The sequence below is a fragment of the Kitasatospora sp. NPDC058965 genome, assembly GCF_042741245.1.
Classification (GTDB): Bacteria; Actinomycetota; Actinomycetes; order Streptomycetales; family Streptomycetaceae; genus Kitasatospora.
Window position 1 is genome coordinate 16223 of sequence record NZ_JBHYKG010000007.1, and the last position, 24046, is coordinate 40268.

The window sequence follows — 24046 nt, forward strand, 5'->3', positions numbered from 1 at the left end:
TTGGATTCCAGTTCGCCGGGCAGCACTTTACGCATGCCCGGCCGGAGTTGGCACCCCGCCGCCGAACGGGGCGCCAACCAGGCATGTAGCCCGATACCACTAGCGCCGCGGCCGCCACACCACCAGCGCGCTCGACTGCGCGGCCGGCTGGTACGGGACCAGGTCGCGCCGGTACGAGGCGTGCACCGCGGCCTCCCGGGCCTGCAGGGCGGCACCGGCACCCTCGACGGCGGCGGCGAGCTCGGCGACCCGGGCCTGCAGGGCGGCCACCTGGTTCTCCAGTTCGATGATCCGCTTGATCCCGGCCAGGTTGATGCCCTCGTCCTGGGAGAGCCGCTGCACCTCGCGCAGCTGCTGGATGTCCCGGGCGGAGTAGCGCCGACCGCCGCCGCCGGTGCGGTCGGGGCAGACCAGACCGAGCCGGTCGTACTGGCGCAGGGTCTGCGGGTGCAGTCCGGACAGCTCGGCGGCCACCGAGATCACGTACACCGGGGTCTCCTCGGTGAGCACGTAGGTGGCCGAGGCGGTGGTGCGGCGGCGCGGGGCGGGGCCGCCGGGCAGGCCCTCGCCGAGGCCTGCGCCGATACCGGGGTCGTCGGGGCTCATCTCAGATCACGCTCCCTCCGCCGCCTTGAAGAGGGCGGCACGCGGGTCCTCGGACGCGGTGGCGTCGCGGTACTGCTCCAGTGCGTTCAGGGCGTCCCCGGTGGTCTGCTGGGGCACCGTCACCTCGACCGTCACCAGCAGGTCGCCGCGGGTGCCGTCCTTGCGGGTGGCGCCCTTGCCGCGGGCCCGTAGGGTCAGGCCGTTGGCACTGCCGGCGGGCAGCCGCAGCCGTACCGAGGGGCCGTTCAGGGTGGGAACGTCGATGGTGCCACCCAACGCGGCCTCGGGGAAGGTGACCGGCACGGTCACCGTGAGGTTGTCGCCCTTGCGGCCGAAGACCGGGTGCGCGGTGACGTGCACGGTGACGTAGAGGTCACCGGGCTGGCCGCCGCGCTCGCCCTGGGCACCCTTGCCCTTGAGCCGGATCCGCTGGGCGTCCTGCACCCCGGCCGGGATCCGCACCTGCATGGTGCGGGCCGAGCTGGCCCGGCCGCTGCCGTGGCAGTCGGGGCAGGGGTCGTCGACGATCATGCCGCGGCCCTTGCAGTCGCGGCAGGGCTCGGAGAGCGCGAAGGCGCCCTGGCCGCGGCTGACCGTGCCGGCGCCGACGCAGGTCGGGCAGACCCGCGGCGTGGTGCCGGCCTTGGCGCCGGTGCCGGCGCAGGTCCGGCAGGCGGCCTGACTGGTCATCCGCAGCGGGACGGTGGCGCCGTCCACCGCCTCCTCGAAGCTGAGCGTCACCTCGGTCTCGACGTCGGCGCCGCGGCGCGGCTGGGCCTGCCGCCCGCCGCGGTTGAACAGGCCGCCGAACATGTCGCCGATCCCGCCGTTGCCACCGGCCTGGCTACCGGTGAACAGGTCGCCGAAGTCGAAGCTGTAGCCGTTGCCGGCGCCGCCCGGACCGCGCATGCCGCCGGTGCCGAAGAGGCTGCGCGCCTCGTCGTACTCCTTGCGGCGCTTCTCGTCGGACAGGACGTCGTACGCCTCGGAGATGTCCTTGAAGCGCTCCTCCGCCTTGGTGTCACCCTTGTTGGCGTCGGGGTGGAACTCCCGGGCGAGCTTGCGGTAGGTCTTCTTGATCTCGGTGGTGCTGGCGTCCTTGGGCACGCCGAGGACCTTGTAGTAGTCCTTCTCCACGTAGTCCTTCGTGCTCATGACTTCAGCCACCTCCCGTTGGTGATCGATACGGCACTGCGGAGCCGCGCGTCACCGGTGGTGACGCACGACCCCGCAGTGCACAGCGTGTCAGTTCTCGGCCGCACCGTCAGCCTCGGGGGCCGCGGGGCCGTCGGCGTCCGGTCCACCGGAGGTGGACTGGGTGCCGGGCTGCGGCTCGGCCACCGCCACCATCGCCGGGCGGATGATCCGCTCGCCGATCCGGTAACCGGGCTGCAGCACCTGCACGCAGGTGTCCTCGGTGACCTCCGAGGAGTAGCTGTGCATCAGGGCCTCGTGCAGGTTCGGGTCGAAGGGCTCGCCCTCCTTGCCGAACTGCTGCAGGCCCAGCTTGGCCACCACGGTCTCCAGCGACTCGGCCACCGACTTGAAGCCGCCGGTCACCTCGCCGTGCTCGCGGGCCCGGCCGATGTCGTCGAGGACCGGGATCAGCGACTCCAGGATGTTGGAGACCGCGATCTCGCGCACCGTCAGACGGTCCCGCTCGACCCGCTTGCGGTAGTTCTGGTACTCCGCCTGCAGCCGCTGCAGGTCGGCGGTGCGCTCGGTCGCCTCGCGCTTGGCAGCGGTCAGCGCCTCGTCCCCGTCCCCCGAGAGGGCCTTGAGGGCCTCCTCGGCGGCCTGGATGACGGCGTCGTCGGCGTTGGAGTCGTCGCCGGGCTCCACGCCCTGCGGCTTCTCCGTCATGCCGCACCGCCCTTGGGCTTCTCGTCGTCGATGATCTCGGCGTCGACCACGTCCTCGTCGGCGGCGTCCTTGGGCGCCTCGGCACCCGCGGCGGCACCCGAGGCCTGGGCGTCGGCGTAGAGCGCCTGACCCAGCTTCTGGGCGGTGGTGGAGACCTTCTCCGAGGCCTCGCGGATGGCCGCGATGTCCTCGCCCTTCAGGGCCTCCTTGAGCTCGCCGATCGCGCCCTCGACCTCGGTCTTGACGTCGGCCGGGAGCTTGTCGGTGTTGTCGGCGATGAACTTCTCGGTGGAGTAGACGAGCTGCTCGGCCTGGTTGCGGGTCTCCACGGCCTCGCGGCGCTTGTGGTCCTCCTCCGCGTACTGCTCGGCCTCGCGGGTCATCCGCTCGATGTCCTCCTTGGGCAGCGAGGAGCCACCCGTGACGGTCATCCGCTGCTCCTTGCCGGTGCCGAGGTCCTTCGCGCCGACGTGCATGATGCCGTTGGCGTCGATGTCGAAGGTGACCTCGATCTGCGGCAGGCCGCGCGGGGCCGGCGGCAGGCCGGTCAGCTCGAACATGCCGAGCTTCTTGTTGTACGCCGCGATCTCGCGCTCGCCCTGGTAGACCTGGATCTGCACGGAGGGCTGGTTGTCCTCGGCGGTGGTGAAGATCTCCGAGCGCTTGGTCGGGATCGTCGTGTTGCGCTCGATCAGCTTGGTCATGATGCCGCCCTTGGTCTCGATGCCCAGGGACAGCGGGGTGACGTCGAGCAGCAGGACGTCCTTGACCTCGCCCTTCAGCACACCGGCCTGCAGCGCGGCGCCGATCGCCACGACCTCGTCCGGGTTGACGCCCTTGTTGGCCTCCTTGCCGCCGGTCAGCTCCTTGACCAGCTCGGAGACGGCGGGCATGCGGGTCGAGCCACCGACCAGGACGACGTGGTCGATCTCGGAGAGCGAGATGCCGGCGTCCTTGATCACGTTGTGGAACGGGACCTTGCAGCGCTCCAGCAGGTCCGTGGTCAGCTGCTGGAACTGGGCCCGGGTGAGCTTCTCGTCCAGGTGCAGCGGACCCTCGGCGGAGGCCGTGATGTAGGGCAGGTTGATCGTGGTCTCGGAGGACGAGGAGAGCTCGATCTTGGCCTTCTCGGCCGCCTCGCGCAGGCGCTGCAGCGCCATCTTGTCCTTCGACAGGTCGACGCCGTGGCCGGCCTGGAAGACCTTCACCAGGTGGTCGACGACCCGCTGGTCCCAGTCGTCACCACCGAGGTGGTTGTCACCGTTGGTCGCCTTGACCTCGACGACGCCGTCGCCGATCTCCAGCAGCGAGACGTCGAAGGTGCCGCCACCGAGGTCGAAGACCAGGATCGTCTGGTCGTCCTTGTCCAGGCCGTAGGCCAGGGCGGCCGCGGTCGGCTCGTTGACGATGCGCAGGACGTTCAGGCCCGCGATCTCGCCGGCCTCCTTGGTGGCCTGGCGCTCGGAGTCGTTGAAGTACGCCGGGACGGTGATGACCGCGTCGGTGACGGTCTCGCCCAGGTAGGACTCGGCGTCGCGCTTCAGCTTCTGCAGGATGAAGGCGCTGATCTGCTGCGGGTTGAAGTCCTTGCCGTCCAGGTTGATCTTCCACCCGGTGCCCATGTGGCGCTTGACCGAGCGGATGGTCCGGTCGACGTTGGTGACCGCCTGGCGCTTGGCGACCTCGCCGACCAGCACCTCGCCGTTCTTGGCGAAGGCGACGACGGACGGCGTGGTCCGGGCGCCCTCGGCGTTGGTGATGACGGTGGGCTCACCGCCTTCGAGAACACTGACGACCGAGTTCGTCGTGCCGAGGTCGATACCGACCGCGCGTGCCATCGTAGATACCTCCACGGAAGAGTTGAGCTGTACGCACTCAAGCATGCCCCAGGGGTCCGGGCGAGTCAACAGCCATGAGTCCGAGTCGCTCAACTTTCCTGACCTGGGTCGTCCCCCGGTCAGGTTTGCCCCCGAATGGGCGACTATCGGCCTACGTGACTGCCGCCATACCTTGAACAGCTTCTGAACCGGTGCTACCGGGCGATAAGGTCCGCCCGGTGGGTGGTTAAGTTACCCACGAGTACACTTGACCGACTTGCCCTCACGCCGTGGAGTACGGAGAGCCGGATGCAGCTAGCAGCGATCGTCATCTCACTGGGCACCGCCGTGGTCGGCGTGGCGCTGTTCGCTCGTGCCATCGCGTCGATCTACCGGTTCGTCCGGCTCGGCCAGCCGGTGCCGGCCGGGGCGCGGATCAACGACCCGGTGGCCCGCACCCTGACCCTGGCCCGGGAGTTCGTCGGCCACACCCGGATGAACACGTGGGGCATCGTCGGTGTCGCCCACTGGTTCGTGGCGGTCGGCTTCTACACCCTGATCCTCACCCTGGTCACCGCCTTCGGCCAGCTCTTCGACCCGAGCTTCGTGATCCCGGTGATCGGCGACTGGACGCCGTACCTGGTGTTCGAGGAGCTGATCGGGATCCTGACCACGCTCGGCATCGCGGTGCTGATCGTGATCCGCCAGCTGAGCCTGCCGAACCGGGCCGGGCGCAAGTCCCGGTTCGCCGGTTCGCGGATGGGCCAGGCGTACTTCGTCGAGACGGTGATCCTGGTCATCGGCCTGGCGATCCTCACCCTGCGCGGCCTGGAGGGCGCGCTGGAGGGGGTCGACCACTACTCGGCCGCGTACCTGGTCTCGTACCCGCTGGTGAAGGCGTTCTCCGGGCTGGGCCTGGGCACCCTGCACAACCTCATCTGGGCGATCGCCACGGTCAAGATCGCGACCTCCTTCATCTGGATGATCACGGTCTCGCTCAACATCGACATGGGCGTCGCCTGGCACCGCTTCCTGGGCTTCCCGAACATCTGGTTCAAGCGCAACGCCGACGGCGCGGTCGCGCTGGGCGCCCTGCAGCCGATGACCTCCGGCGGCGCGCCGATCGACTTCGAGGAGCCGGCGGACGACGCGGTCTTCGGCGTCTCCCAGGTCGAGCACTTCTCCTGGAAGGGCATCCTCGACTTCTCCACCTGCACCGAGTGCGGTCGCTGCCAGTCGCAGTGCCCCGCCTGGAACACCGGCAAGCCGCTCTCGCCCAAGCTGCTGATCATGAGCCTGCGCGACCACGCCTTCGCCAAGGCGCCGTACCTGCTGGCCGGCGGCGGCAAGGACCTGGAGGGCGAGGAGAAGGCCTCCGCCGAGCAGCTGGCCGGGGTGCCGGCCGCCGCGCTGGCCGAGGCCGAGCGCCCGCTGATCGGCACCGCCGAGGAGAACGGCGTCATCGACCCGGACGTGCTGTGGTCCTGCACCACCTGCGGCGCCTGCGTCGAGCAGTGCCCGGTGGACATCGAGCACGTCGACCACATCGTCGACATGCGCCGCTACCAGGTGATGATCGAGTCCTCGTTCCCGACCGAGGCCGGGACGATGCTCAAGAACCTGGAGAACAAGGGCAACCCGTGGGGCCTGGCCACCAAGGCGCGGCTCGACTGGGTCAAGGAGCTGAAGAAGGAGACCGGCATCGAGGTGCCGGTGATCGGCGAGGACATCGAGCCGGCCGAGGTCGAGTACCTCTACTGGGTCGGCTGCGCCGGCGCCCTGGAGGACCGGGCGAAGAAGACCACCAAGGCCTTCGCCGAGCTGCTGCACACCGCCGGGGTGAAGTTCGCCATCCTCGGCAAGGAGGAGTCCTGCACCGGTGACTCCGCCCGCCGCCTGGGCAACGAGTTCCTGTTCCAGATGCTCGGCGCGCAGAACGTCGAGACGCTGAACGCGGCCCTGGAGGACGCGCCCAAGAAGCGGATCGTCGCCACCTGCCCGCACTGCTTCAACACCATCGCCAACGAGTACCCGCAGCTCGGCGGGCACTTCGAGGTGATCCACCACACCCAGCTGCTGCAGCACCTGATCGACGAGGGCAAGCTGGTCCCGGTCAACCCGGTCGAGGGCCTGATCACCTATCACGACCCGTGCTACCTGGGCCGCCACAACAAGGTCTACAGCCCGCCGCGCGAGATCATGGACAAGGTCCCCGGTCTGCGCCAGCAGGAGATGCACCGTCACAAGGAGCGCGGCTTCTGCTGCGGCGCCGGTGGCGCGCGGATGTGGATGGAGGAGCGGATCGGCAAGCGGATCAACACCGAGCGGGTGGACGAGGCGCTGTCGCTCAACCCGGACATCGTCTCCACCGCCTGCCCGTTCTGCCTCGTGATGCTCTCCGACTCGGTCAACGGCAAGAAGAACGAGGGCGCCGCCAAGGAGCACCTGAAGGTGGTCGACGTGGCGCAGCTGCTGCTGGACTCGGTGAAGGCCACGCCGGTCGAGCAGGCCGAGGAACCCGCAGAGGTCTAGCCCGGCGCCCCGGCGGCCGGACCGGCGCCGACCGCCGACTAGGGTGGCTGTTCGGGCCGTGCGCGAATGTGCTCACGGCTCGGAGGCTCACATATGATGCCTGCCCCGGGTGGTATCCGCCCGGGGCAGGCTGCTTCCGTTACGTCTGGCTTCCGACAAGCACCAAGCACCCAAGCGATCCGGCCGCCGAGACCACAGGTCAGGTCGCTGCCCGTTCAAGGGGAGAAACGCACAGATGACCCAGGCGATCATGCTGGTCGGCGGTCAGGGCACCCGGCTCCGCCCGCTCACCACGCACACCCCCAAGCCGATGCTGCCGGTCGCCGGTGTGCCGTTCATCGCGCACCAGCTGGCCCGGGCCGCGGCGGCCGGTGTGACCCGCGTGGTGCTGGCCACCTCCTACCTGGCCGAGGTCTTCGAGGAGCACTTCGCCGACGGCACCCCGTACGGGATCGAGCTGGTCTACCTGACCGAGGTCGAGCCGCTGGGCACCGGCGGGGCGATCCGCAACGCCGCCGAGGGGCTGACCTGCGGCCCGGACGAGCCGGTGCTGATCTTCAACGGCGACATCCTCTCCGGCCTGGACATCGCCGCGCTGCGCGACGGCCACGTGGCCGCCGGCGCCGACGTCACCCTGCACCTGACCCGGGTGGCCGACCCGCGCGCCTTCGGCCTGGTGCCGACCGACCAGAGCGGCCGGGTGCTGGAGTTCCTGGAGAAGCCGGAGACCCCCGAGCAGATCGTCACCGACCAGATCAACGCGGGCTGCTACGTCTTCAACCGCTCGGTCATCGACCGGATCCCGGCCGGCCGGGTGGTCTCGGTCGAGCGCGAGACCTTCCCCGAGCTGCTCGCCTCCGGCGCCCTGGTGCGCGGGGTGGTGGACACCTCCTACTGGCTGGACCTGGGCACCCCCGCCGCCTTCGTGCGCGGCTCGGCCGACCTGGTGCTCGGCCGGGTGGACTCCCCGGCGGTCCCCGGCCCGACCGGCGACGCGCTGCTGCTGCCCGGCGCCACCGTGGACCCGGCGGCCGTGCTGAGCTCGGGCACCGTGGTGTCGGACGGCGCGGCGGTGGCCGCGGGCGCGATCGTCGAGGGCAGCGTCGTGCTGCCGGGCGCGGTGGTCGGCGCGGACGCGGTGGTGAAGGACTCGATCGTGGGCGCCTACGCGGTGATCGGCGAGCGGACCGTGCTGGACGGCGCGGTGATCGGCGACGGCGCCGTGGTGGAGTCGGACAACGAGCTGCCGAACGGCATCCGGATCGCCTGCGGCGTGCGGCTGCCGATGGGCGCCGTGCGCACCACCGCGGGCCCCGGCGGCTGCCCCGCCGGCGAGACCTCGGCGGCTGCGGTGCACGGATCGGTGCTGCAGAAGTAGCCGCTCCAGCAGCCGCCGGAGCAGCCGCCGGCGCGTTCGCACCCGGGCTGTGACGCGGCGCGCGTCACAGCCCTGCTGCAACTGTGCGGGTGCCCGGGCCCCGGTTGCTCTTTTTGGGTACCTTCGGAGGGTGGCTGGAAACGGGTATCAGAGCGGGTGGGGCGGGGCGCCGTACGGGGAGGACCAGTACGGCGGCGACCCGTACCAGGGGGACCGGCCCGGCTTCACCCAGGCGTTCCCCGCGGGGTACTTCCCCGGCGAGCAGGGGCAGGGCGGGGCGGGGCACGGTGACGAGGGGCAGGGCTACGGCGCCGAGCAGGGTTACGGCGCGCCCGGCCAGGGCTACGGGGACGACGGGCAGGGCTACGGCGCCGAGCAGGGTGGCGAGGGCCGGGAGAGCGTGGCCACCTACCGGGCCGGCGGCCGCACCGCCCCCCGGGCGACCGGGCCGCGGCCGCGTTGGCGGCAGTTGCTGACCGGCCTGTACCGGCACCCCAACCGCACCTTCGACCTGGTCCGCGACCACCAGCTCTGGCTGCCCGCGGTCAGCGTCTCGCTGCTCTACGGCGCGCTCGCCGTGCTGGGCTTCGGCAGCACCCACGACGAGGTGTTCAAGTCCACCTTCGTGGTGGCGCTCTGGTCGCTGGCCGGGGCGGCGATCGGCTTCACACTGGCCGGGCTGATGCTGGGTTCGGTCACCTTCGCGCTGGCCCGCCAACTCGGTGGTGACGGTCCGCTGCCCGCCACGGTGGGCCTGGCGGTGCTGATCGGCTGGACCACGGACGCGCCCCGGCTGCTGCTGGCGCTCTTCCTGCCCTCGGACAACTCGGTGGTGCAGGCGGTCGGTTGGGCCACCTGGCTGTGCTGCGGCTACCTGTTGAGTGCGATGCTGCGCCGGGTGCACGACCTACCCTGGGGCAAGGCGGTCGGTGCCGCTTCGCTGCAGCTGCTGGCCCTGCTGGTGCTGCTCAAGCTGCCGACGCTCGGCTGAGCACTGCTCGGCCGACCATCTGTTCATACGTACGGAGTTCCTGAATGACCCTCGCCACCACCCGCGTCAGCTTCCCCGGTGGAGCCGTGACCGGTGAGTCCACCGTGCTCGCCGTGCACCCGTTCGGCGACGGCCGGTTCGGCGTCGTCACCGCCGAGACGCCGTTCCACCCGCTCGACCACACCTGGCCCGACCAGCCCGCCGACACCGGCACGCTGACCGTGGCCGGGCGCGAGCTCGCGGTGCTGGACTGCCTGACCGGTGCGGTCGGCCCCGAGGGCGGCGAGCTGCTGGTGGGCGGCGACATCCCGGTGCGGCGCGGCGACGAGGCCTGGTCCTGGCTGGTGCTGCACGTGCTCGCCGAGGACCCGGGCGCCGTGGTCGGCGAGCCGGTCGCGCTGGCCGTCGACGCCGAGCGCCGACTGGCCGTCTCCGCCGCGCACACCGGCTGCCACCTGCTGGCCCTGGCGCTGAACGAGGCGCTGGCGCCGCGCTGGCGCAAGGACCCGGGGCGCAACGACGCGTTCGGCCACCCGGACTTCGACAGCCTGGCGATGGCCTCCTCGGTGATGGACACCGAGGCCAGCACCGACACCTACCGCCTGGGCAAGTCGCTGCGGAAGAAGGGCTTCACCGTGGACGCGGTGGAGGAGCTGCCGGCGTTGGCCGAGGCGCTGCCCGCGCTCACCGAGGCCGTCAACCGGCGCCTGGCCGGTTGGGTGGCCGCCGACGCCCCGGTCCGGATCGAGGTGCCGGGCCCGGAGCTGACCGCCCGGCGCAGCTGGCACTGCGAGCTGCCCCAGGGCTCGGCCACCATCGCCTGCGGCGGCAGCCACCTGCACCGGCTGGGCCAGCTCAGCGCGCTGGAGACGGAGCTGACCCTGGCCGAGGACGGCAGTGAGCTGGTCGCCGTGACCCGGCCCAAGCGGGCCTGAGTCGGGGCGAGCGTGACCTGAGCCGCGGTGCTCAGACCGCGGTGCTCAGACCGCAGCGCTCAGACCGCGGTGCGGTGGAAGTTGAGGAAGGAGCGGGACGGCGTCGGTCCGCGCTGCCCCTGGTAGCGCGAGCCGTACCGCTCCGAGCCGTACGGGTGCTCGGACGGCGAGGAGAGCCGGAACAGGCAGAGCTGCCCGATCTTCATGCCCGGGTACAGCTTGATCGGCAGGGTCGCCACGTTCGACAGCTCCAGGGTCACGTGACCGCTGAAGCCCGGGTCGATGAAGCCGGCCGTGGAGTGGGTCAGCAGGCCCAGCCGCCCCAGGCTCGACTTGCCCTCCAGCCGGGAGGCCACGTCGTCCGGCAGCGAGATGACCTCGTAGGTGGAGGCCAGCACGAACTCGCCGGGGTGCAGGATGAAGGCCTCGTCGCCCTCCGGCTCCACCAGTCGCGTCAGGTCCGGCTGTTCCTGCGCCGGGTCGATGTGCGGGTACCGGTGGTTCTCGAACACCCGGAAGAATCGGTCCAGCCGCACGTCGATGCTGGAGGGCTGGACCATGGCAGGGTCGAACGGGTCGATCACGACCCGACCCTTGTCGATCTCATGGCGGATGTCTTTGTCGGAGAGCAGCACGCCACGAGGGTACGTGCTCGGCGCCCCGCTCCCAATTCCCGCCCACCCGTCGGGCCCCTCCCGCCACCGGCTCGGGGCCCGCGGGCAGCCACCGCTACACCGAACGCAGCACCCGGGCCAGCTGCCCCTCGGACAGCGCACTCAGGTCCGCCGGCACCGAACTGCGCAGCCGCCCGCACCCCGGACAGCGGATCAACCGCCCCGGCCCGAGCCGCCCGACCCCGAGGTTCCGCATCGGAAACGTACTCGTACTGAACACGTGCCCCTCGGCACAACGAACCACTGTCCGCCGCTCCATCGATCCCCTTCCCACACCACGCCTGCCAGAGCCACGGCCGAAGCCGCGCGACGACAGCGTCACATTAGGGGACCTTCCGGACATCACCCACCATGGCTCGCCGATGTTCAGAGCCACCGCCGGGATGGGGTACAGTGGAGCATGATCGAGCCGTTCCTGACGGGTCGTCACGCGGGCGTAGTTTAATGGTAGAACATGAGCTTCCCAAGCTTATAGCGCGAGTTCGATTCTCGTCGCCCGCTCCAGCAAGAAGCCCCAGGTCAGCGGCCTGGGGCTTCTTTGTTGTCTGGACCGGGTCAGGGGTCTTGCACCAGATCCGCACCAGATGCTTCCCGGGCAGCCGTTCGGTGTGCCTGGACACGGGCGTCCAGGGCGGCGGCGATCTCGCGTTGACGGTCGAGGTCTGAGTGCTGGTAGATCATGGCGGCCCGCTCCGAGGACTGGCCGGCGCGCACCATGGTGTCCTTCAACGTGGCCCCGGAGCGGGTCGCGAGCGTGTGCCCCGTGTGGCGCAAGTCGTAGAACCGGAAGTCCGCGGGAAGGCCCGCCCGGACCCGGGCCTTGGCCCACTTGCGCCCGAACGTCGAGCGCCGGAACGGCTTGCCCCGCTCCCCGACGAACAGCAGCCCGTCCGGCGCCTTCTCGGCGTACCAGTCCAAGTGCCGCTGCAGCTCCTTCTGCAGGAAGCCGGGGAGCACGATGAACCGCTTGCCCGCCTCGGACTTGGTGTCGCCCACCACGCGCTTGCCATTGGTCAGTTCGGGCGCCGCCTTGCGGACGCGGACCCCCACCGTCTCAAGGTCCACGTCGAACCGGCGCAGCTCGGCCAGCTCTTCGGGCCGGGCGGGCCCGTACGCGGCGATGTAGACCATGAGGCGCCAGCGCGGACCCATGGCGTCGGCCACGGCATCCACCTGGTCGATGGTGGCGATGGGACGCTCGGGCGCCGACTCCTTGCCCGCGCCCTTGATACGGCACGGGTTGCGGCGGATCAGCTCGTCGTCGACCGCCGTCTCAAGGATGGCCTTGACCAGCCGGTACGCCTTGGCCACGACGGTCGGGCCGGTGGCGGCGAGCCGCTCGGTCCGCCAGGTGCGCACGCGTGGGGGAGTGATCTCGTCCAGGTTCCAGGCGCCGAAGGTCGGCACGATGTGCTTCTTGAGGAGCTGGAGGTACAGGCTCGCCGTGGTGGCGGCCAGGCCGCGTTCGGCGACCCACTGCACGGCGTACTCCTCGAAGGCCACCTTGCCGGCGTTCGGGTCGCGCCAGTCGCCGCGGCTCAGATCGGCCTCGATCTGGGAGAGCCAGGTCTCCGCTGCCTTCTTCGTCTCGAAGGTCTCCGGCGAGCGCTGCTCAAGGCCGTCCGGTGCCAGGTAGGAGGCGGTCCATCGGCCGGAGCGGTACTGGCGCACTGCACCGAAGCTCCGCTTGTAGCCCTTGTTGTTGGCCATCAGGCAGCCCGCCTCTGGCCGGAGCGGCGGGCGGTGACCGGCTGGACTGTGCGCGCGGCGATGTACGCGGTCAGGGCGGACTCGGGGATGCGGACGTGGCGGCCGACCTTGACGAAGGCGATGCGGCGTTCGGCGACCAGGCGGCGGGGGAACCGCTCGGTGGTGGCGAGCAGTTCGGCTGCCTGAGCGAGGTTCAGGAGTCGGTCGGGCTGGCTCATGCTGCTTTCCCTTCGTGCGTGGTGGTCGGGTGGGTCTGGCCCTCGGCGCGGGACCGGGCTGTCTCGAGGGCTTCGCGCCAGCGGACGCGTTCGGCGACGGCGCGTAGGAGGCGGGTGGCGAGGGGTGCGATGTCGGGGTCGCCGGGGCGGACGACGGCCCAGAGGTAGCGGTGCGGGTCCGGGGCTTGGTCCGTGCGGCCGAGGAGGTCGAGGACCCAGGCGCGGCGTTCGGCGCGGTGGTCGGTGAGAGTCTTGCCGGACCACTTGCGGGAGACCAGGACGCGGCGGCCGCCGTAGCCGAGGTGTTCGCGCTTGTGGGCGCGGGCGCGGCAGGCGCCGGCGCGTTGACCCGGTCTGGCGTTGCGCGGTTGGACGCCGTAGAGCAGCCAGTTGGCGCAGGTCGGCGAGCACGGTTCGTGCTGGAGGGCCGCGGCGAGGCGGTCGACGTGGGCCTGTTCGGGGTCGCCGGCCGGGGTGTGGCACTCGGCGACGCTCTTGGTCAGGTACTTGGTGAGGTAGCGGATGCAGCGGTTGGCCTCGGGGGAGCCGATCAGCACGCCTTGCGCGTCGAGCTGGGTGCCGAAGCGGCCGACGTGCAGCGGCTCGGCGTCCGGGGCGGCGTCGAGGTCGTCGAGGGCCTGGTCCCAGGTGGGCAGCGGCTCGCCGCTGGCGGGGTCGGTGTAGCCCTCGTGCTCCGGCGACCAGGTCGGCGCGGTCTCCGGGGTGTAGCGGAGGCGGTCGCAGGGCGGCCACCAGACCTGGTGGTAGGTGGCCGCGACGACCCGGCGCAGGTCCGCGCGGGAGATGGTCCCGCGCAGGGCGAGGTGCAGGTGCGGGGCGAGGCGCCGTTGCGGTTCGACGACGGCAAAGTACTGGACGTCGAAGCCGACGAAGCGGCGCAGGTTCTGGATGAACCGGTCGATGAGCTTGGGGAAGTGGAGCGCGTCGCGGGCGGCGCGGAGGTAGTCGTAGGCGGCCGGGTCGACTGGGGTGCCGTCGGTGCGGACCCGGCCGTAGGACGGGAGAGTGAGGGTCAGGAAGAGGGACGGGCGGAACGCCTTGCCGTCGGGCGTGGTGTACGCCTTGCCGAGGGTGCGGGCTTCGACGGTGCGGCGGGGCAGGTCCGGGGTGTCCTGGCGGCGCTTGGTGGAGCGGACCCGGCGGGCGGCGCCGGCCGGGGCGAGGGTGCCGCGCATGCCGCTGTCGGCGAGCTGCTCGTCCACGTCGACCAGGAGCGAGGCCAGTTCGTCGGCCTCGGCGCCGGTGGCGCAGGCGTGAGCCTTCGTCAGGTCGGCGCGCAGTCCGGCGAGGAAGCGCTGTTCGTCGTTGGCGGGGTCGGCGTCGAGGGCGGGTTCTGCGGTGAGGTGCCAGCCTTCGCGGCACTGGGCGGCGCGCAGTCGGCGCTTCCGTTCGGCGCAGGTGGGGCAGATGCTGGCCCGGGTGGCGCCGCAGGGGATGTCGACGACCTCGGTCTCGCCGGTCAGGACGTCCGTGCGACGCACGGCCACCGGGCGGATGCAGACGCCGTTCTCCTCGGCGACCGCCTGCAGGACGTCCCGGGCCAGCGGCATGCGGGCGCGTTCGGCGCGGGTGGGTGTGGTCAACGCTCCTCCGTGGCGTAGCAGAAGCGGAGGAGGGCGAGGGAGAGGCGGATGAGGTCGTCGCCGGAGTCGATCGGCGGGTAACCGGCCTTTTCGAGTCGGATCGCCACATCGACCAGCAGGCCGAAGCTGAACCGCGGGTCATTGCCGCCGTCGGGTTCGGCGACGGGGTAGTTGCGCAGCGGGCGGTTGTCGGGGGTGGTCATCCGGGTCTCCGATCAGGGGTGCAGCTGGCCGAGGGCGGTGGCGATCCAGGTCAGGACGTGGCGGATGAGGGTCGCGGCTCCGGTGCTGGCGAGCAGGAAGCCGAAGGTGCCGCAGAGGAGGAGGTCCAGTACCCGCAGAGCCTTCTGACGGATCAGGAGGTAGATCACGAGGCCGAGGAGGACGACGAGGGAGGCGTTGATGATCACGCGGCACCTTCTTCGGGCTGGGCGGGGAGACCGTGGACGTTGGTGTCGAGGGGGCTAGACAGTGTGTGGATCGAAGCGTCGGGGCAGTACTGGTCGACCAGTTCGCGGATCTCGCGGTTGCTGACGTAGGCGGCGCGGACACGGACCGGGTCCGGGCTGGTCTCGTTGCGGACGTAGGCGACGCCGGCGCCGATGAACGGGTCGGTGGAGATCAGGTCGGCGAGCGCGCCGCGGTCGCGGGTGCCGGAACCGAGGACCATGTCGACCTGGGCTGCTTCGTCCAGGCGCAGTGCGATGCGGTCGGGGAACAGGTTGCGCAGGTTCATGACCTCCTTGCGGGGGTCCTGCAGTGCGCCGACGAGGCAGAAGCCGACCGAGCGGCCCTGGCTGGTGAGGGTGGCGATGGCTGCCTCGGCCCGGCGGCGCAGGTCGCGGTCCGGCTGGTAGGCCGTCAGGAACGCCAGCTCGTCCACCAGCAGGACGATGAACGGGAAGTTGGGGGAGGGGGTGTGGGTGCGCAGGCGGCCGGCGAAGGCGTGGGCCCGCTCCTGCATCCGCTCGACTGCCTCTTCCAGCAGTTCGACCATGCGTTCCGGGTCGGAGGCGTACTTGGTGAACAGGCCGATGCCGAAGGACAGTTCCATGCGCTTGGGGTCCAGGGCCCAGATCTGCACCAGCCCGGCAGCGACGGCGGGCAGGAGCTTGCGGACCACACCCCACAGGACGGATCCCTTCCCGGCACCGGTCACCCCAGCGACCAGGACGTGCGTGCCGTGCAGTCGCAGCCGCCAGGGTGCCCCGTTCTCCTGGATGCCGATGGTCACCGCCCGCCACTGCGGCCCTGCTTCGACCAGCGGTTCGGGCGCAGTGCCGTCTCCTGGTGCAGCGATCGGGCCAGCACCGCCAGTCGGCGCGAGTGCCGCAGGGACGCGACGAGCGCCCGGAAGGCCCAGGGCCGAAGCCGACCAAGCGGCTTCGAGGGTGTGCAGTGCCTGAACGGCCAGGTGGCGGAGGCGAAATCGGCTCCGCGCTGCCTGGGTCGTGGCAGCGTTCCACCAGGCCCGCAGCCGCTGGCGCAGGGTGGGCTTCGGCGGGCGCGTGCCCGGGGTCGCGTCCGTGAATGGCACGGCCAGCGGGTCACTGGTCCAGGCCCGCAGCACCACCGCACCACGCCGAGGGCTGGTGACCTCGACCCGGTGCACGCGCCAGGCGTGCGCGATGGCCTGGGCCTGCTCGGCGAACTGCTCCGGGACCTGGCCGGGCAGCAGGCCCACCAGGACGTCGAGGCCGTCGGGGTGCTTGCGGAAGCGTGCGAGCCGGGGCCAGGTGTACTCGTAGCTCGCATCGAAGCGCGGGAGCGGTGCCTGCTGCCACAGACCGAGCGCGTAGCTCAGCTCCGGCCAGCCGCGACGGATCCGCGCGCGCAGCGAGAGCGTCCGGTAGGCCCACCAGGTCAGCGGGCCGGCGACGTAGAGCGCCAGGACGGCGATGCCGCCGCCGGAGCCCAGCCGGGCGATCGCCCAGGAGTACCCGATCCAGGCGGCCACCAGGACGAGCACGACGGTCTTGAGCGTGCTCTTGGCGTTGCGGTTGCGCATGGCTCTCACCTCACTTCCTGTGCTGTGGTTGGGAGTTGCTGGACCAGGCGGGCGCCGTCCGGGCTTCGGGCGGCGCCCGCCGGGACGGTCGGTCAGGCCGCACCCTTGGCGGCCGCGCGGGATGCGGCGGGCACGCGGACGCCCGACGCGCGGAACGAATAGGCCACCCGGCCGGACCCGTTGACGTAGGGCGTGACCGTCAGGCCCTCGAACTCGACCGGGCGGAACGGGAACCCGGGCGCCGGGTCGGGCAGCACCGGCAGCACGGCCGCGGCCACCTTGACCCGCGCCGACGTGTCCCGCGCCTCGGGGTCCGGGTCCACCACCGAGACCACCCACAGCGGCTGCCCGGTCGCCTTGTCCCGCGCCTGCACCCTGCCGCCGCTCTTGCTCGCTTCGAAGTCCGCCGCCGGCTCCACGGAGACGGCGAACGCTCCCACCGGGAACACGTCCTCGAACCGGACCGGGATCGCACCGCGAATGCCCATGACGCTTCCTCTCGTCCACCCCCCTAGACAGTCGAAGCGTCGACCGCCCGAGAGTGCTGTCTAGGGGGATGGACATCAAGGTAAGGCACTCGCCGCCACGCTGTCTAGGGGGATGTACAGCAGTCCTGACGTGTCGTCAGGGATGGTGGGCGCCTGTGGGTGGCTACCCGGAACTATGGGCTGCTCGGCCGGGCCCATGCAGGTTCCCAGCTGCAGGTTCTTGGTCGACGGTGCGCGTTGAGGGCCGCCCGACCGACTCCTCCCGGAACCACGGGAGGTCAGACGGGAGATGGTGACACGGCGATGAGGTGCAGCAACTGCCGCCTGGCCGCCTCCCAGCGCGCTCCCTGTACTGCCACCGGGTCGACATGCTGCGCAAGCGCCTGCCTCCCCGCGACCTTCTGGGCCTCCTCCGCAACGTCCACCACGGTCGGTCTGTAGCGGGTGGCGCGAATCACGACACCGAGCCGCTCCAACTGCTGCTTGCACGCGGCCGCGACTGCAATGGCTGCAATCCAACTGGCGTCCTGTGCCCTTACGCTGCTCAGCGAATGCGCGGCGAAGTAGGCGTCGTGCGCAGCCGCCAGCCGTGTTGTGTCACCTTCCTCCAGAACCGCGCGAGCGGCTGCGAGGTAGGAGAGTGCTGCCTCGGCGAGGGCGTCACCGCCGGGGAAGCTCTCATCGATCGACTGCTCGGCGAAGTCGAGTGCGACGGCACGCGCGACCTCCGCATGCAGCTCGCGCAGGAGTTCGGTCAGCACTTTCGGAATCACGATCACGTCGGCTTGCCCCCCTGCGGCCCGGTGCTGCATCCCTGCCTGACCACGCTAGCAACCCCGGGGGTTCGCCAGGTCAGGTGAGGTGTCAGGGGTGCTCAACAGCGCCGGCAGCTTCCGGCGGCACGTCGATCTCATAGGCCAGTCGGAACCGGTCTGCCGCCATCACCAGATCTGCCGTCTCGACCGGGGTTTCGCCGGCCCAGTGCGTGCGCTCGATCGTCAGCACGGTGGTGCCGAGCGGGACCCCGAGCGAGGTCGCCTCGGCTTCCAGGATCGGCCGTGCGGCAACGTCCTCGGTGACCCGGGTCGGTGCGAGCCCGATCGACGCGAAGCGCACCACCACGCCCTCACCGCCGAGCGGTCCCATCTCGGGCAATGCGATCGGTGTCCCACCGGACAGCGCCAGCGGTTCCCAGCTGGTCGCCAGTTGGGTTGGTGCGCCGTCACCCCGGAACACGTACTGCGTCTGCATCAGCGGATCACCTTCGGCGACGCCGAGCCGAGCTGCCAGGGCCGCCGTCGCGTACGTCTTCTGCGAGGCGTGCGACCAGCTCGGCTCGACGCCCCGTGCCCGGCTCTCCGTCGCGTACGGACTTCCGGGTGTGCGGTAGCGACCGCGCGCCACCCGCACGAGCGTCGGGTGCTCCCGGACATACGTCCCCGACCCCGGGCGCCCCTCGATCAGCCCCTCGGCCGTGAGCACGCGCAGCGCCTGGCGGACCGGCTGCTCGGACAGCCCGTACTCGCGGTGCAGCTCAGCGATGCTGGGGATGCGCGAGCCCGGTGGGCGCTGGCCCGAGAGGATCTCGGCGCGCAGGGCATCAGCGAGCCGCAGATATGCCGGCCGACCCAAGTCGCCCACCCTGCCCCCATCCTCACGATTCCTCAGATCAGCTTGACAACCTCGAATGCTAGCTTTCAAGCTCGGATTCGAGCTTGACGCAAAGTAGTTGATCAGAGCCACTCCTGCAACGGAAGGTGTCAGCCATGCCCTGGATCGCTCAGTTCCCCGGAGCGCCCGAGACCGTCGGCGCGGCGCGCGCCATGGTGCGCGATGCCCTCGCCGGCAACCCCAAGATGCGTGACGCGGAGCTGATCGCCTCCGAACTCGTCACCAATGCCATCATCCACACCCGGTCCGGCCGCGGCGGCCACGTCTGGCTGGAGATCACCCGCCGCAAGAACTGGATCCGCATCGCGGTCACGGACGACGGGGCGCCCGAGTCCAGGTTCAGCTTCCGGTCCTCCGACGAGGTCGAGGACTTCGGCCGGGGGCTGGCGATCGTCCAGGCGCTCGCGGACTACTGGGGTGCGCGCAGCGAGGTCGACAACTGCCACACCGTGTGGGCCGAACTAACATTCACCGAGCACGAAGATCGGCAGCAGCCCGCGCTGCGGCCGGAAGCTCGGGGTGTATAGCCCTCTATACAGTTGACCCGCTACGAGAACCCGCCGGAGAAGCCGCGATGAATCCCGACGCCCAGCAAACTGTCCGGTCTTGCCGTTTGCTGATCCTGTCTATCCCCCTAGACTCAGCTCTGATCGGTGAGTCCCACGGAGGAGAGCAGGCCATGGCGGGAGAGACGCAGCGGATCGCCGCCATCAAGGACCCGTTCGCGCTCCTGCGGGCCGCCACCGTGCGGCTCGCCGAAGCGCAGACCGAGGTCACCGAACTGTCCAGGCTCCGCCAGCGGGTCATCTCCGAACTCCACGACCAGGGCCTGTCCTACGCCCAGATCGCCGCCGAGGCCGGACTGACCCGCGGTCGCATCCACCAGCTCAAGCAGTCCGCGCCCGCACCCGAGGGCGCGTTCCTGGGCAATGCGCGCCTGATCATTGCGACTCCGCTCAAGCAGGAGGCCGGCAACGCGCGGCCGGTCCTCGCCGCCGAGGACTTCGCCGCCGCGCAGCGGCTCGGCGACCTGGCCCGCTCCTACAAGCTGGACCCGACCTTCGAGCACGTCCCGGTCGGGGGCGAGATCGACCTGAACCGCGAAGACATGATCGTCATCTGCGGCCCGCGGCTTTCCAGCCACGTCGCCGGGGTGCTGGCCCAGGACCCCTCGATCTGCTTCGAGCGAGCCGAGGACGGGCCCTGGACCCTGCGGGACCGGGAGGCCGGTGTCGCGTACCGGTCCGGGATGGACTCCACGCCGACTGCCAACTCGGACGTCGCGTACCTGGGCCGGCTGCCCCGGCCGGACGGCAAGGGCCTGATCATGGTGCTGACGGGGATTCACCCACAGGGCACCCTCGGCGTGATCCACCTGATTGTGAACGACCTCGCCGACCTCTACTCCCAGGTCGGCACCGGCCGCTTCTCGGTTCTGGTCAACGTGGAGTACAACCCCCGCGACAACGAGCCCGTTAACGTGCGGCTGCTGTCGCCGTTCTACCGCCACGAGGCACACTGAGCGGGTGCGCATAGAGATCGCAACCGAGCCCGCTTACGCCGACCGCCCGAACGAGGATTTCGTAGCCGCCAGTCCGAACGCCGTCGTCCTGCTCGACGGCGCCGGCACTCCCGCCGGATCGGACAGCGGCTGCGTGCACGGGGTGGCGTGGTACGTCTCCCGACTCGGAGTCAGTCTGCTGACCGAGGTGACCAACCGGCTGGACGAGCCGCTCGCCGACTGCCTGGCCGGAGCGATTACGCAGACTGCCGAACTCCACCGCGGCACCTGCGACCTCAGCCACCCGGGCACGCCGTCGGCCACCGTCATCATCACGCGCCTTCGCGAGCACGACATCGAGTACCTGGTCCTGGCGGACTCCTCGCTTGTGTTCGACCGGTCGGACAAGCCCGCGTACTTGACGATCACCGACGACCGCGAAGCCCAGGTCGGCGCCGAACTGCGCCGGCCCATGGACGCCGAGGCCACCGGCACACAGGCCCATGCCGACGCCCTGCGCGCCTACGTCGAGGCGATGCGAGCCCACCGCAACCGGCCTGGCGGTTTCTGGGTCGCCGCAGCCGACCCGGCAGCGGCCCACGAGGCAATGACCGGCACGTTCGCGCGGGACAAGGTGGCGGGGTTCAGCTTGCTCAGCGACGGCGCCTCCCGCCTGGTCGACCGGTTCATCCTCTCCGACTGGACCGAGACCCTCACCCTGATCCGCGACCACGGACCGGCCGAGGTGATCCGCCAAGTCCGCGCTGCCGAACACTCCGACCCTGACGGCCAGCGCTGGCCCCGCGGCAAGGCCCACGACGACGCCACAGTCGCCACCGTCACGCTGTAACCGCCATGGCCCACAATTGACGCAGTCTCACTGCCGAATTCAGCTTTACCAGGTCAAGGGCGCGCGCCCTGCGCGCGCCGCTGCCCCGCCCCTGGCGGCCGACGCCGGGCGTGCGGGCTGGCGCCCGGTCCCGGCGCGACCGCCAAGACGGGGCAGCGCGGTGGCTGGGGCCGGCGGCTCCGCGGTTTTACCCACCTGCCCGGACCAGGACCCGCACCGAGCAAGACCGGGGGGCCACTCGGCCAAATTGCGGTCAGGCCCAAAGAGCCCTGACCGAGTCGCAGCAGCTTACGGCCCCCCGATCATGCTCGGACCCAGACCAGACAGGACACCGGCCAAAACCGCTCCGCCACCTGCGCTTGTGCGAATAGCCTCCGCGAGGCCTCATCATCGGGGAAGCATAGATCTATGCGTGACTAATTAGCTGATCAATCAGCTTGTAAACGTCAGTCGACGGATTTGGGATCCCGGCTACTATGCATTCTGCGGCAGTCTTTTCGAGATCCAGAGCGTACTTCTTCGCTTGCTCAAATCGATCTTGAAGTTTTTTGAAGTCGATGTGCTTCGACTCCTTGGAGTAGCCGCAATTATGCGCTTCAAGGTGCTTGCACGCCTCAGCGGTAGTTGCATAGCCCGAGATCTTGGCAAAATGCAGAATTAGCCAAATCTCGAAACAAGGGTTGGAAATTGCACATCTGATACCGTTCTTGCGTGCAAGCGAAAGTGCCTTTTCGAGATTTGGGTGAGGAGTCGGGGCCTCGACATCCATCACGCACCAGACCTGGTCATACTTCTCGAACTTGTCCTCAGCGGATCGAGGCGCCCTAGATTGATGCGATATGGCCTCGTTCACCAGCTGCAGGGGTACAGCGTGATCGGCGCCGAGCTTAATTTGAATATTGCCACTTCTAAAAAGCTGCCTGTATCCTTCAAAGTACTCCCGCTCGGTCACCTCGCCTTCGCAATAAATCAAGAAGCGCTGCTTTGTTGCACGCCTCCCCTTTTCTCTCTTTAGAGGTCGACTTGCTCGCGCCATTTGCCCACCCCGGCTAGTAGTCGATTGCCTTCTTGATCAGCGACTCGTCAAGGAACGGGATAGACCCGAACCTGCCGATGAGGTAGCCTTTTTCGATCTCCGGGAACTGGTCTCCGTCCGCCCATTCAGTCAACGGGGTCACAGTAGTAGCTCCGGACTGGTCCTTTTCGGTGAACCAGATTTCGTCTGTTCGCAGTCGCGCGGCTGACGTGCGAGACAGCAGAGTCACGTCATGCGAGTTGAAGATCAGCTGCGCCCCGTTCTTATTGATTGACGGGTTCTGGAAAAGTCCCACGAGCTGCGCGGATAGAAGTGGGTGTAGCTGGGCGTCCACTTCGTCCATTATGAGGATTCTACCGTCGCGCAGGGTGGAGATCAGGATTCCAATGATTTCGATCCACGCACGAGTTCCCGATGACTCCATCGACACGGGCAGTGATTCAGAGAAATCTGGCACTTGGTGAACCACTCGCATTTTTCCGATCCTAGCGCGGGGCCTTCTGCCGGATTGAGGTCGAGTGATTTCATTGGATGATCCGTCCGGATTATCCGTGGAGTCCTCACCTGACTCGTCAAGAAAGAACTCGGAGATGCCGAGGTCTGCGTATCGCAGCAACGCGAAGACTAGATCGCGTTCCTTGCTGCGCTCTGTCATCCTTACTGTCTCTTCGACCCGAGTTGCAACGTTCGACCTCGAGGCAATTCGAATTTTGCTGAACCATCGATAGACGGGAAGTAGTTGCGGATGATTATTGGCTGCCGCGGCGGAGAGGTAGAGACTGTTGGGGCGGGTGACGTCGGCGATCAGCTTTTTTCTCCCCCGCAAAGTGTCGCCGAATTTGAAGTTGAGGCCTTGGTCCCGCTCAAATAGGACCCTTTGGCGTCCCTCGGGGAATGAGTATAGCCATTCCTCTAGGACCATCTCGTCGTTGGCTGAGAACCCGTACTCATGTCGTACGCCATCAACGACAAAGTCGACTGCAAAGCTTGTAGGGCTATTTCTGCTTTCTTGGTCAAGCATGAACGGGTGGCGGTGAAACCCGTCCTCTGCTCCCGACTCTCGATGAGAATATCGCACTGAGCCGGCCATCAGGTTCAGGGAATGGGCAAAGTTCGACTTCCCTGATGCATTTGGTCCGAAAATGCCAAGGACGGGAAGAGTGGACTCTGAGGTTTGAGCGATTGGAGTGGTGGCGTACCCGTCGATTTCTCCCATGGAAATCAGGGTCAATTCTTGTTCTTCTCGAATCGAGTATGAATTCGAAACTCGGAACCTCAAAAGCATGGCCACCTCCTACTCTTGGATCTGCGCCTCGGGGCATCGTCCCACAATTTGATGCTGACTGTCTCAGGTTTGGTCCAATGCGTTGCCTGGCATGTTGGTCGCGGTGGAGAGGGGTGCCGGGTTCTGCTTCTGCCCCGACTCACAAGCAGTTCTCTGAACTGGGTGGTTGGCTTGAGCGTAACGAGCGGCACATGGAGAGGCCCGCTGTTGAGGGGGAGTCCGGTTGATCTTGCGTGCGTCGGATGTGCCCAGGCCGGGCAGTAGGTGGCGGAGAGTGGGTGCGCCAGCCGGCGACGGCCCGGGACTCGGATGGTCTGGAGGGTCGCTGAGGAGGGTTCAGGACTGCACGGGGCCGCTTTGGGCTGGCGGGCGGGTCGTGGAAGTTGCACGAGAAGGTGGTTGGCCGGCATCGACGTGTGGGCAATAGCAGTCGGTGGGCGGGCGGTGGCTCGGTCAGGAGAAGCGTCATGTCAGAGCTCTGCCTACGCGAGTATTGAGGCCACGCGGATGACTGAGCGTGATCGGTTCGAGCTGCGGGAGGCTGACAGCGGTAGTCCTCGCCGGATGAGGAGGGCCAGCTCGCTGACAGTCTGGGTCTTCGAGACCGACCGTCCGTTGGGCTTGGTCGTCGTCAACATGCTTGAAGCCGGAGTAGCTGTTGTCGACCTGGCAGCCCGGAAGCCCGACGGCGGCCGCTGACGGCGCGAGTTCGCCCGGTCGCCGGCGCACCAGATGCGCACCAGATCGGGCAGAGAGCGCCGGTAAAGTGCGGTCAATTGAAGCCAAGTCAGGGTGGCGTGGCAGCACCGTTTCCGCAGCTCAGGGGCCAGATCTGCGGCGCAGGAGCACTGATTCCCAAGCTTATAGCGCGAGTTCGAT

Annotated in this window: 23 protein-coding genes, 1 tRNA gene and 1 pseudogene; 8 read left to right on the plus strand and 17 right to left on the minus strand. The window is 69.1% G+C overall.

Going from position 1 to position 24046, the window contains the following annotated elements; all coding sequences use genetic code 11:
* Positions 1 to 99: 99 nt before the first annotated feature.
* From ACFW1A_RS02450 to dnaK, 4 genes are all read right to left on the minus strand, one after another.
* Positions 100 to 606 (minus strand): heat shock protein transcriptional repressor HspR, encoded by a 507-nt coding sequence (locus ACFW1A_RS02450; RefSeq protein WP_380402756.1) that lies wholly within the window; start codon positions 604 to 606, stop codon positions 100 to 102.
* A gap of 6 nt (positions 607 to 612) precedes the next feature.
* Positions 613 to 1761 (minus strand): molecular chaperone DnaJ, encoded by a 1149-nt coding sequence (gene dnaJ, locus ACFW1A_RS02455; protein WP_380402759.1) that lies wholly within the window; start codon positions 1759 to 1761, stop codon positions 613 to 615.
* A gap of 90 nt (positions 1762 to 1851) precedes the next feature.
* A complete protein-coding gene (gene grpE, locus ACFW1A_RS02460; RefSeq protein ID WP_380402762.1) occupies positions 1852 to 2469 on the minus strand; it encodes a nucleotide exchange factor GrpE in 618 nt (205 codons plus the stop codon).
* Complete coding sequence (gene dnaK / locus ACFW1A_RS02465; RefSeq protein ID WP_380402765.1) at positions 2466 to 4307, minus strand: molecular chaperone DnaK; 1842 nt, start codon at positions 4305 to 4307, stop codon at positions 2466 to 2468. The genes grpE and dnaK overlap by 4 nt, the downstream gene beginning before the upstream one ends.
* 288 nt (positions 4308 to 4595) lie before the next feature.
* Here dnaK and ACFW1A_RS02470 point away from each other — a divergent pair, with 288 nt between their 5' ends.
* The 4 genes and pseudogenes from ACFW1A_RS02470 (at position 4596) to ACFW1A_RS02485 (ending at position 10122) form a co-directional block, all read left to right on the plus strand.
* On the plus strand, positions 4596 to 6818 hold the full coding sequence (locus tag ACFW1A_RS02470; protein ID WP_380402767.1) for a (Fe-S)-binding protein: 2223 nt from the start codon (positions 4596 to 4598) through the stop codon (positions 6816 to 6818).
* Between the two features lie 235 nt (positions 6819 to 7053).
* Positions 7054 to 8118: pseudogene (locus tag ACFW1A_RS02475) on the plus strand (sugar phosphate nucleotidyltransferase); the annotation flags it as partial.
* A 208-nt stretch (positions 8119 to 8326) separates the two neighbouring features.
* Entirely contained in the window at positions 8327 to 9187 is an 861-nt protein-coding gene (locus tag ACFW1A_RS02480; protein WP_380402770.1) for a Yip1 family protein, read from the plus strand.
* Positions 9188 to 9231: 44 nt separating this feature from the next.
* Entirely contained in the window at positions 9232 to 10122 is an 891-nt protein-coding gene (locus tag ACFW1A_RS02485; protein WP_380402773.1) for a metal-dependent hydrolase, read from the plus strand.
* A 59-nt stretch (positions 10123 to 10181) separates the two neighbouring features.
* Here ACFW1A_RS02485 and dcd read toward each other — a convergent pair whose 3' ends face one another.
* Both dcd and ACFW1A_RS02495 read right to left on the minus strand, forming a co-directional pair.
* Positions 10182 to 10757, minus strand: coding sequence for a dCTP deaminase (dcd, locus tag ACFW1A_RS02490; RefSeq protein WP_380402775.1), 576 nt, complete (start codon positions 10755 to 10757; stop codon positions 10182 to 10184).
* 94 nt (positions 10758 to 10851) lie between these two features.
* The gene (locus ACFW1A_RS02495) at positions 10852 to 11055 is read right to left on the minus strand and encodes a hypothetical protein (RefSeq protein WP_380402901.1); all 204 of its coding nucleotides are present in this window, start codon (positions 11053 to 11055) and stop codon (positions 10852 to 10854) included.
* A 171-nt stretch (positions 11056 to 11226) separates the two neighbouring features.
* Between ACFW1A_RS02495 and ACFW1A_RS02500 the strand changes: the two genes are divergently transcribed.
* Positions 11227 to 11300, plus strand: a tRNA-Gly gene (locus ACFW1A_RS02500).
* Positions 11301 to 11351: 51 nt separating this feature from the next.
* On the opposite strand, the gene ACFW1A_RS02505 is transcribed toward ACFW1A_RS02500, so the two are convergent.
* The 9 genes from ACFW1A_RS02505 to ACFW1A_RS02545 all read right to left on the minus strand — a co-directional run bounded on the left by ACFW1A_RS02505 (position 11352) and on the right by ACFW1A_RS02545 (position 18465).
* Complete coding sequence (locus ACFW1A_RS02505) at positions 11352 to 12506, minus strand: tyrosine-type recombinase/integrase (RefSeq protein ID WP_380402778.1); 1155 nt, start codon at positions 12504 to 12506, stop codon at positions 11352 to 11354.
* Positions 12506 to 12724 (minus strand): excisionase family DNA-binding protein, encoded by a 219-nt coding sequence (locus ACFW1A_RS02510; protein ID WP_380402782.1) that lies wholly within the window; start codon positions 12722 to 12724, stop codon positions 12506 to 12508. The genes ACFW1A_RS02505 and ACFW1A_RS02510 overlap by 1 nt, the downstream gene beginning before the upstream one ends.
* Positions 12721 to 14328 carry a replication initiator gene (locus ACFW1A_RS02515; protein WP_380402785.1) on the minus strand — a complete coding sequence of 536 codons (1608 nt, stop codon included), beginning with the start codon at positions 14326 to 14328 and terminating at the stop codon, positions 12721 to 12723. The genes ACFW1A_RS02510 and ACFW1A_RS02515 overlap by 4 nt, the downstream gene beginning before the upstream one ends.
* On the minus strand, positions 14325 to 14531 hold the full coding sequence (locus tag ACFW1A_RS02520) for a hypothetical protein (RefSeq protein WP_380402788.1): 207 nt from the start codon (positions 14529 to 14531) through the stop codon (positions 14325 to 14327). The genes ACFW1A_RS02515 and ACFW1A_RS02520 overlap by 4 nt, the downstream gene beginning before the upstream one ends.
* Positions 14532 to 14543: 12 nt before the next feature.
* Complete coding sequence (locus ACFW1A_RS02525; protein ID WP_380402790.1) at positions 14544 to 14738, minus strand: hypothetical protein; 195 nt, start codon at positions 14736 to 14738, stop codon at positions 14544 to 14546.
* Positions 14735 to 16336: an FtsK/SpoIIIE domain-containing protein gene (locus tag ACFW1A_RS02530; protein WP_380402793.1), complete on the minus strand. Its 1602-nt coding sequence runs from the start codon at positions 16334 to 16336 to the stop codon at positions 14735 to 14737. The genes ACFW1A_RS02525 and ACFW1A_RS02530 overlap by 4 nt, the downstream gene beginning before the upstream one ends.
* Before the next feature lie 92 nt (positions 16337 to 16428).
* Complete coding sequence (locus ACFW1A_RS02535; protein ID WP_380402796.1) at positions 16429 to 16824, minus strand: plasmid replication, integration and excision activator; 396 nt, start codon at positions 16822 to 16824, stop codon at positions 16429 to 16431.
* Positions 16825 to 17102: 278 nt separating this feature from the next.
* Positions 17103 to 17603 (minus strand): hypothetical protein, encoded by a 501-nt coding sequence (locus tag ACFW1A_RS02540; protein WP_380402799.1) that lies wholly within the window; start codon positions 17601 to 17603, stop codon positions 17103 to 17105.
* 85 nt (positions 17604 to 17688) lie between these two features.
* Complete coding sequence (locus ACFW1A_RS02545) at positions 17689 to 18465, minus strand: GntR family transcriptional regulator (protein ID WP_380402802.1); 777 nt, start codon at positions 18463 to 18465, stop codon at positions 17689 to 17691.
* Positions 18466 to 18590: 125 nt separating this feature from the next.
* Between ACFW1A_RS02545 and ACFW1A_RS02550 the strand changes: the two genes are divergently transcribed.
* From ACFW1A_RS02550 to ACFW1A_RS02560, 3 genes are all read left to right on the plus strand, one after another.
* Positions 18591 to 19022, plus strand: coding sequence for an ATP-binding protein (locus ACFW1A_RS02550; protein ID WP_380402805.1), 432 nt, complete (start codon positions 18591 to 18593; stop codon positions 19020 to 19022).
* A 152-nt stretch (positions 19023 to 19174) separates the two neighbouring features.
* Complete coding sequence (locus ACFW1A_RS02555) at positions 19175 to 20017, plus strand: sigma-70 family RNA polymerase sigma factor (RefSeq protein ID WP_380402808.1); 843 nt, start codon at positions 19175 to 19177, stop codon at positions 20015 to 20017.
* Between the two features lie 4 nt (positions 20018 to 20021).
* Positions 20022 to 20846 (plus strand): protein phosphatase 2C domain-containing protein, encoded by an 825-nt coding sequence (locus tag ACFW1A_RS02560; protein ID WP_380402811.1) that lies wholly within the window; start codon positions 20022 to 20024, stop codon positions 20844 to 20846.
* 406 nt (positions 20847 to 21252) lie between these two features.
* Here ACFW1A_RS02560 and ACFW1A_RS02565 read toward each other — a convergent pair whose 3' ends face one another.
* Positions 21253 to 21882: an RloB family protein gene (locus ACFW1A_RS02565; protein ID WP_380402814.1), complete on the minus strand. Its 630-nt coding sequence runs from the start codon at positions 21880 to 21882 to the stop codon at positions 21253 to 21255.
* 13 nt (positions 21883 to 21895) lie between these two features.
* Positions 21896 to 23098 (minus strand): ATP/GTP-binding protein, encoded by a 1203-nt coding sequence (locus ACFW1A_RS02570; RefSeq protein WP_380402817.1) that lies wholly within the window; start codon positions 23096 to 23098, stop codon positions 21896 to 21898.
* Positions 23099 to 24046 lie beyond the last annotated feature (948 nt).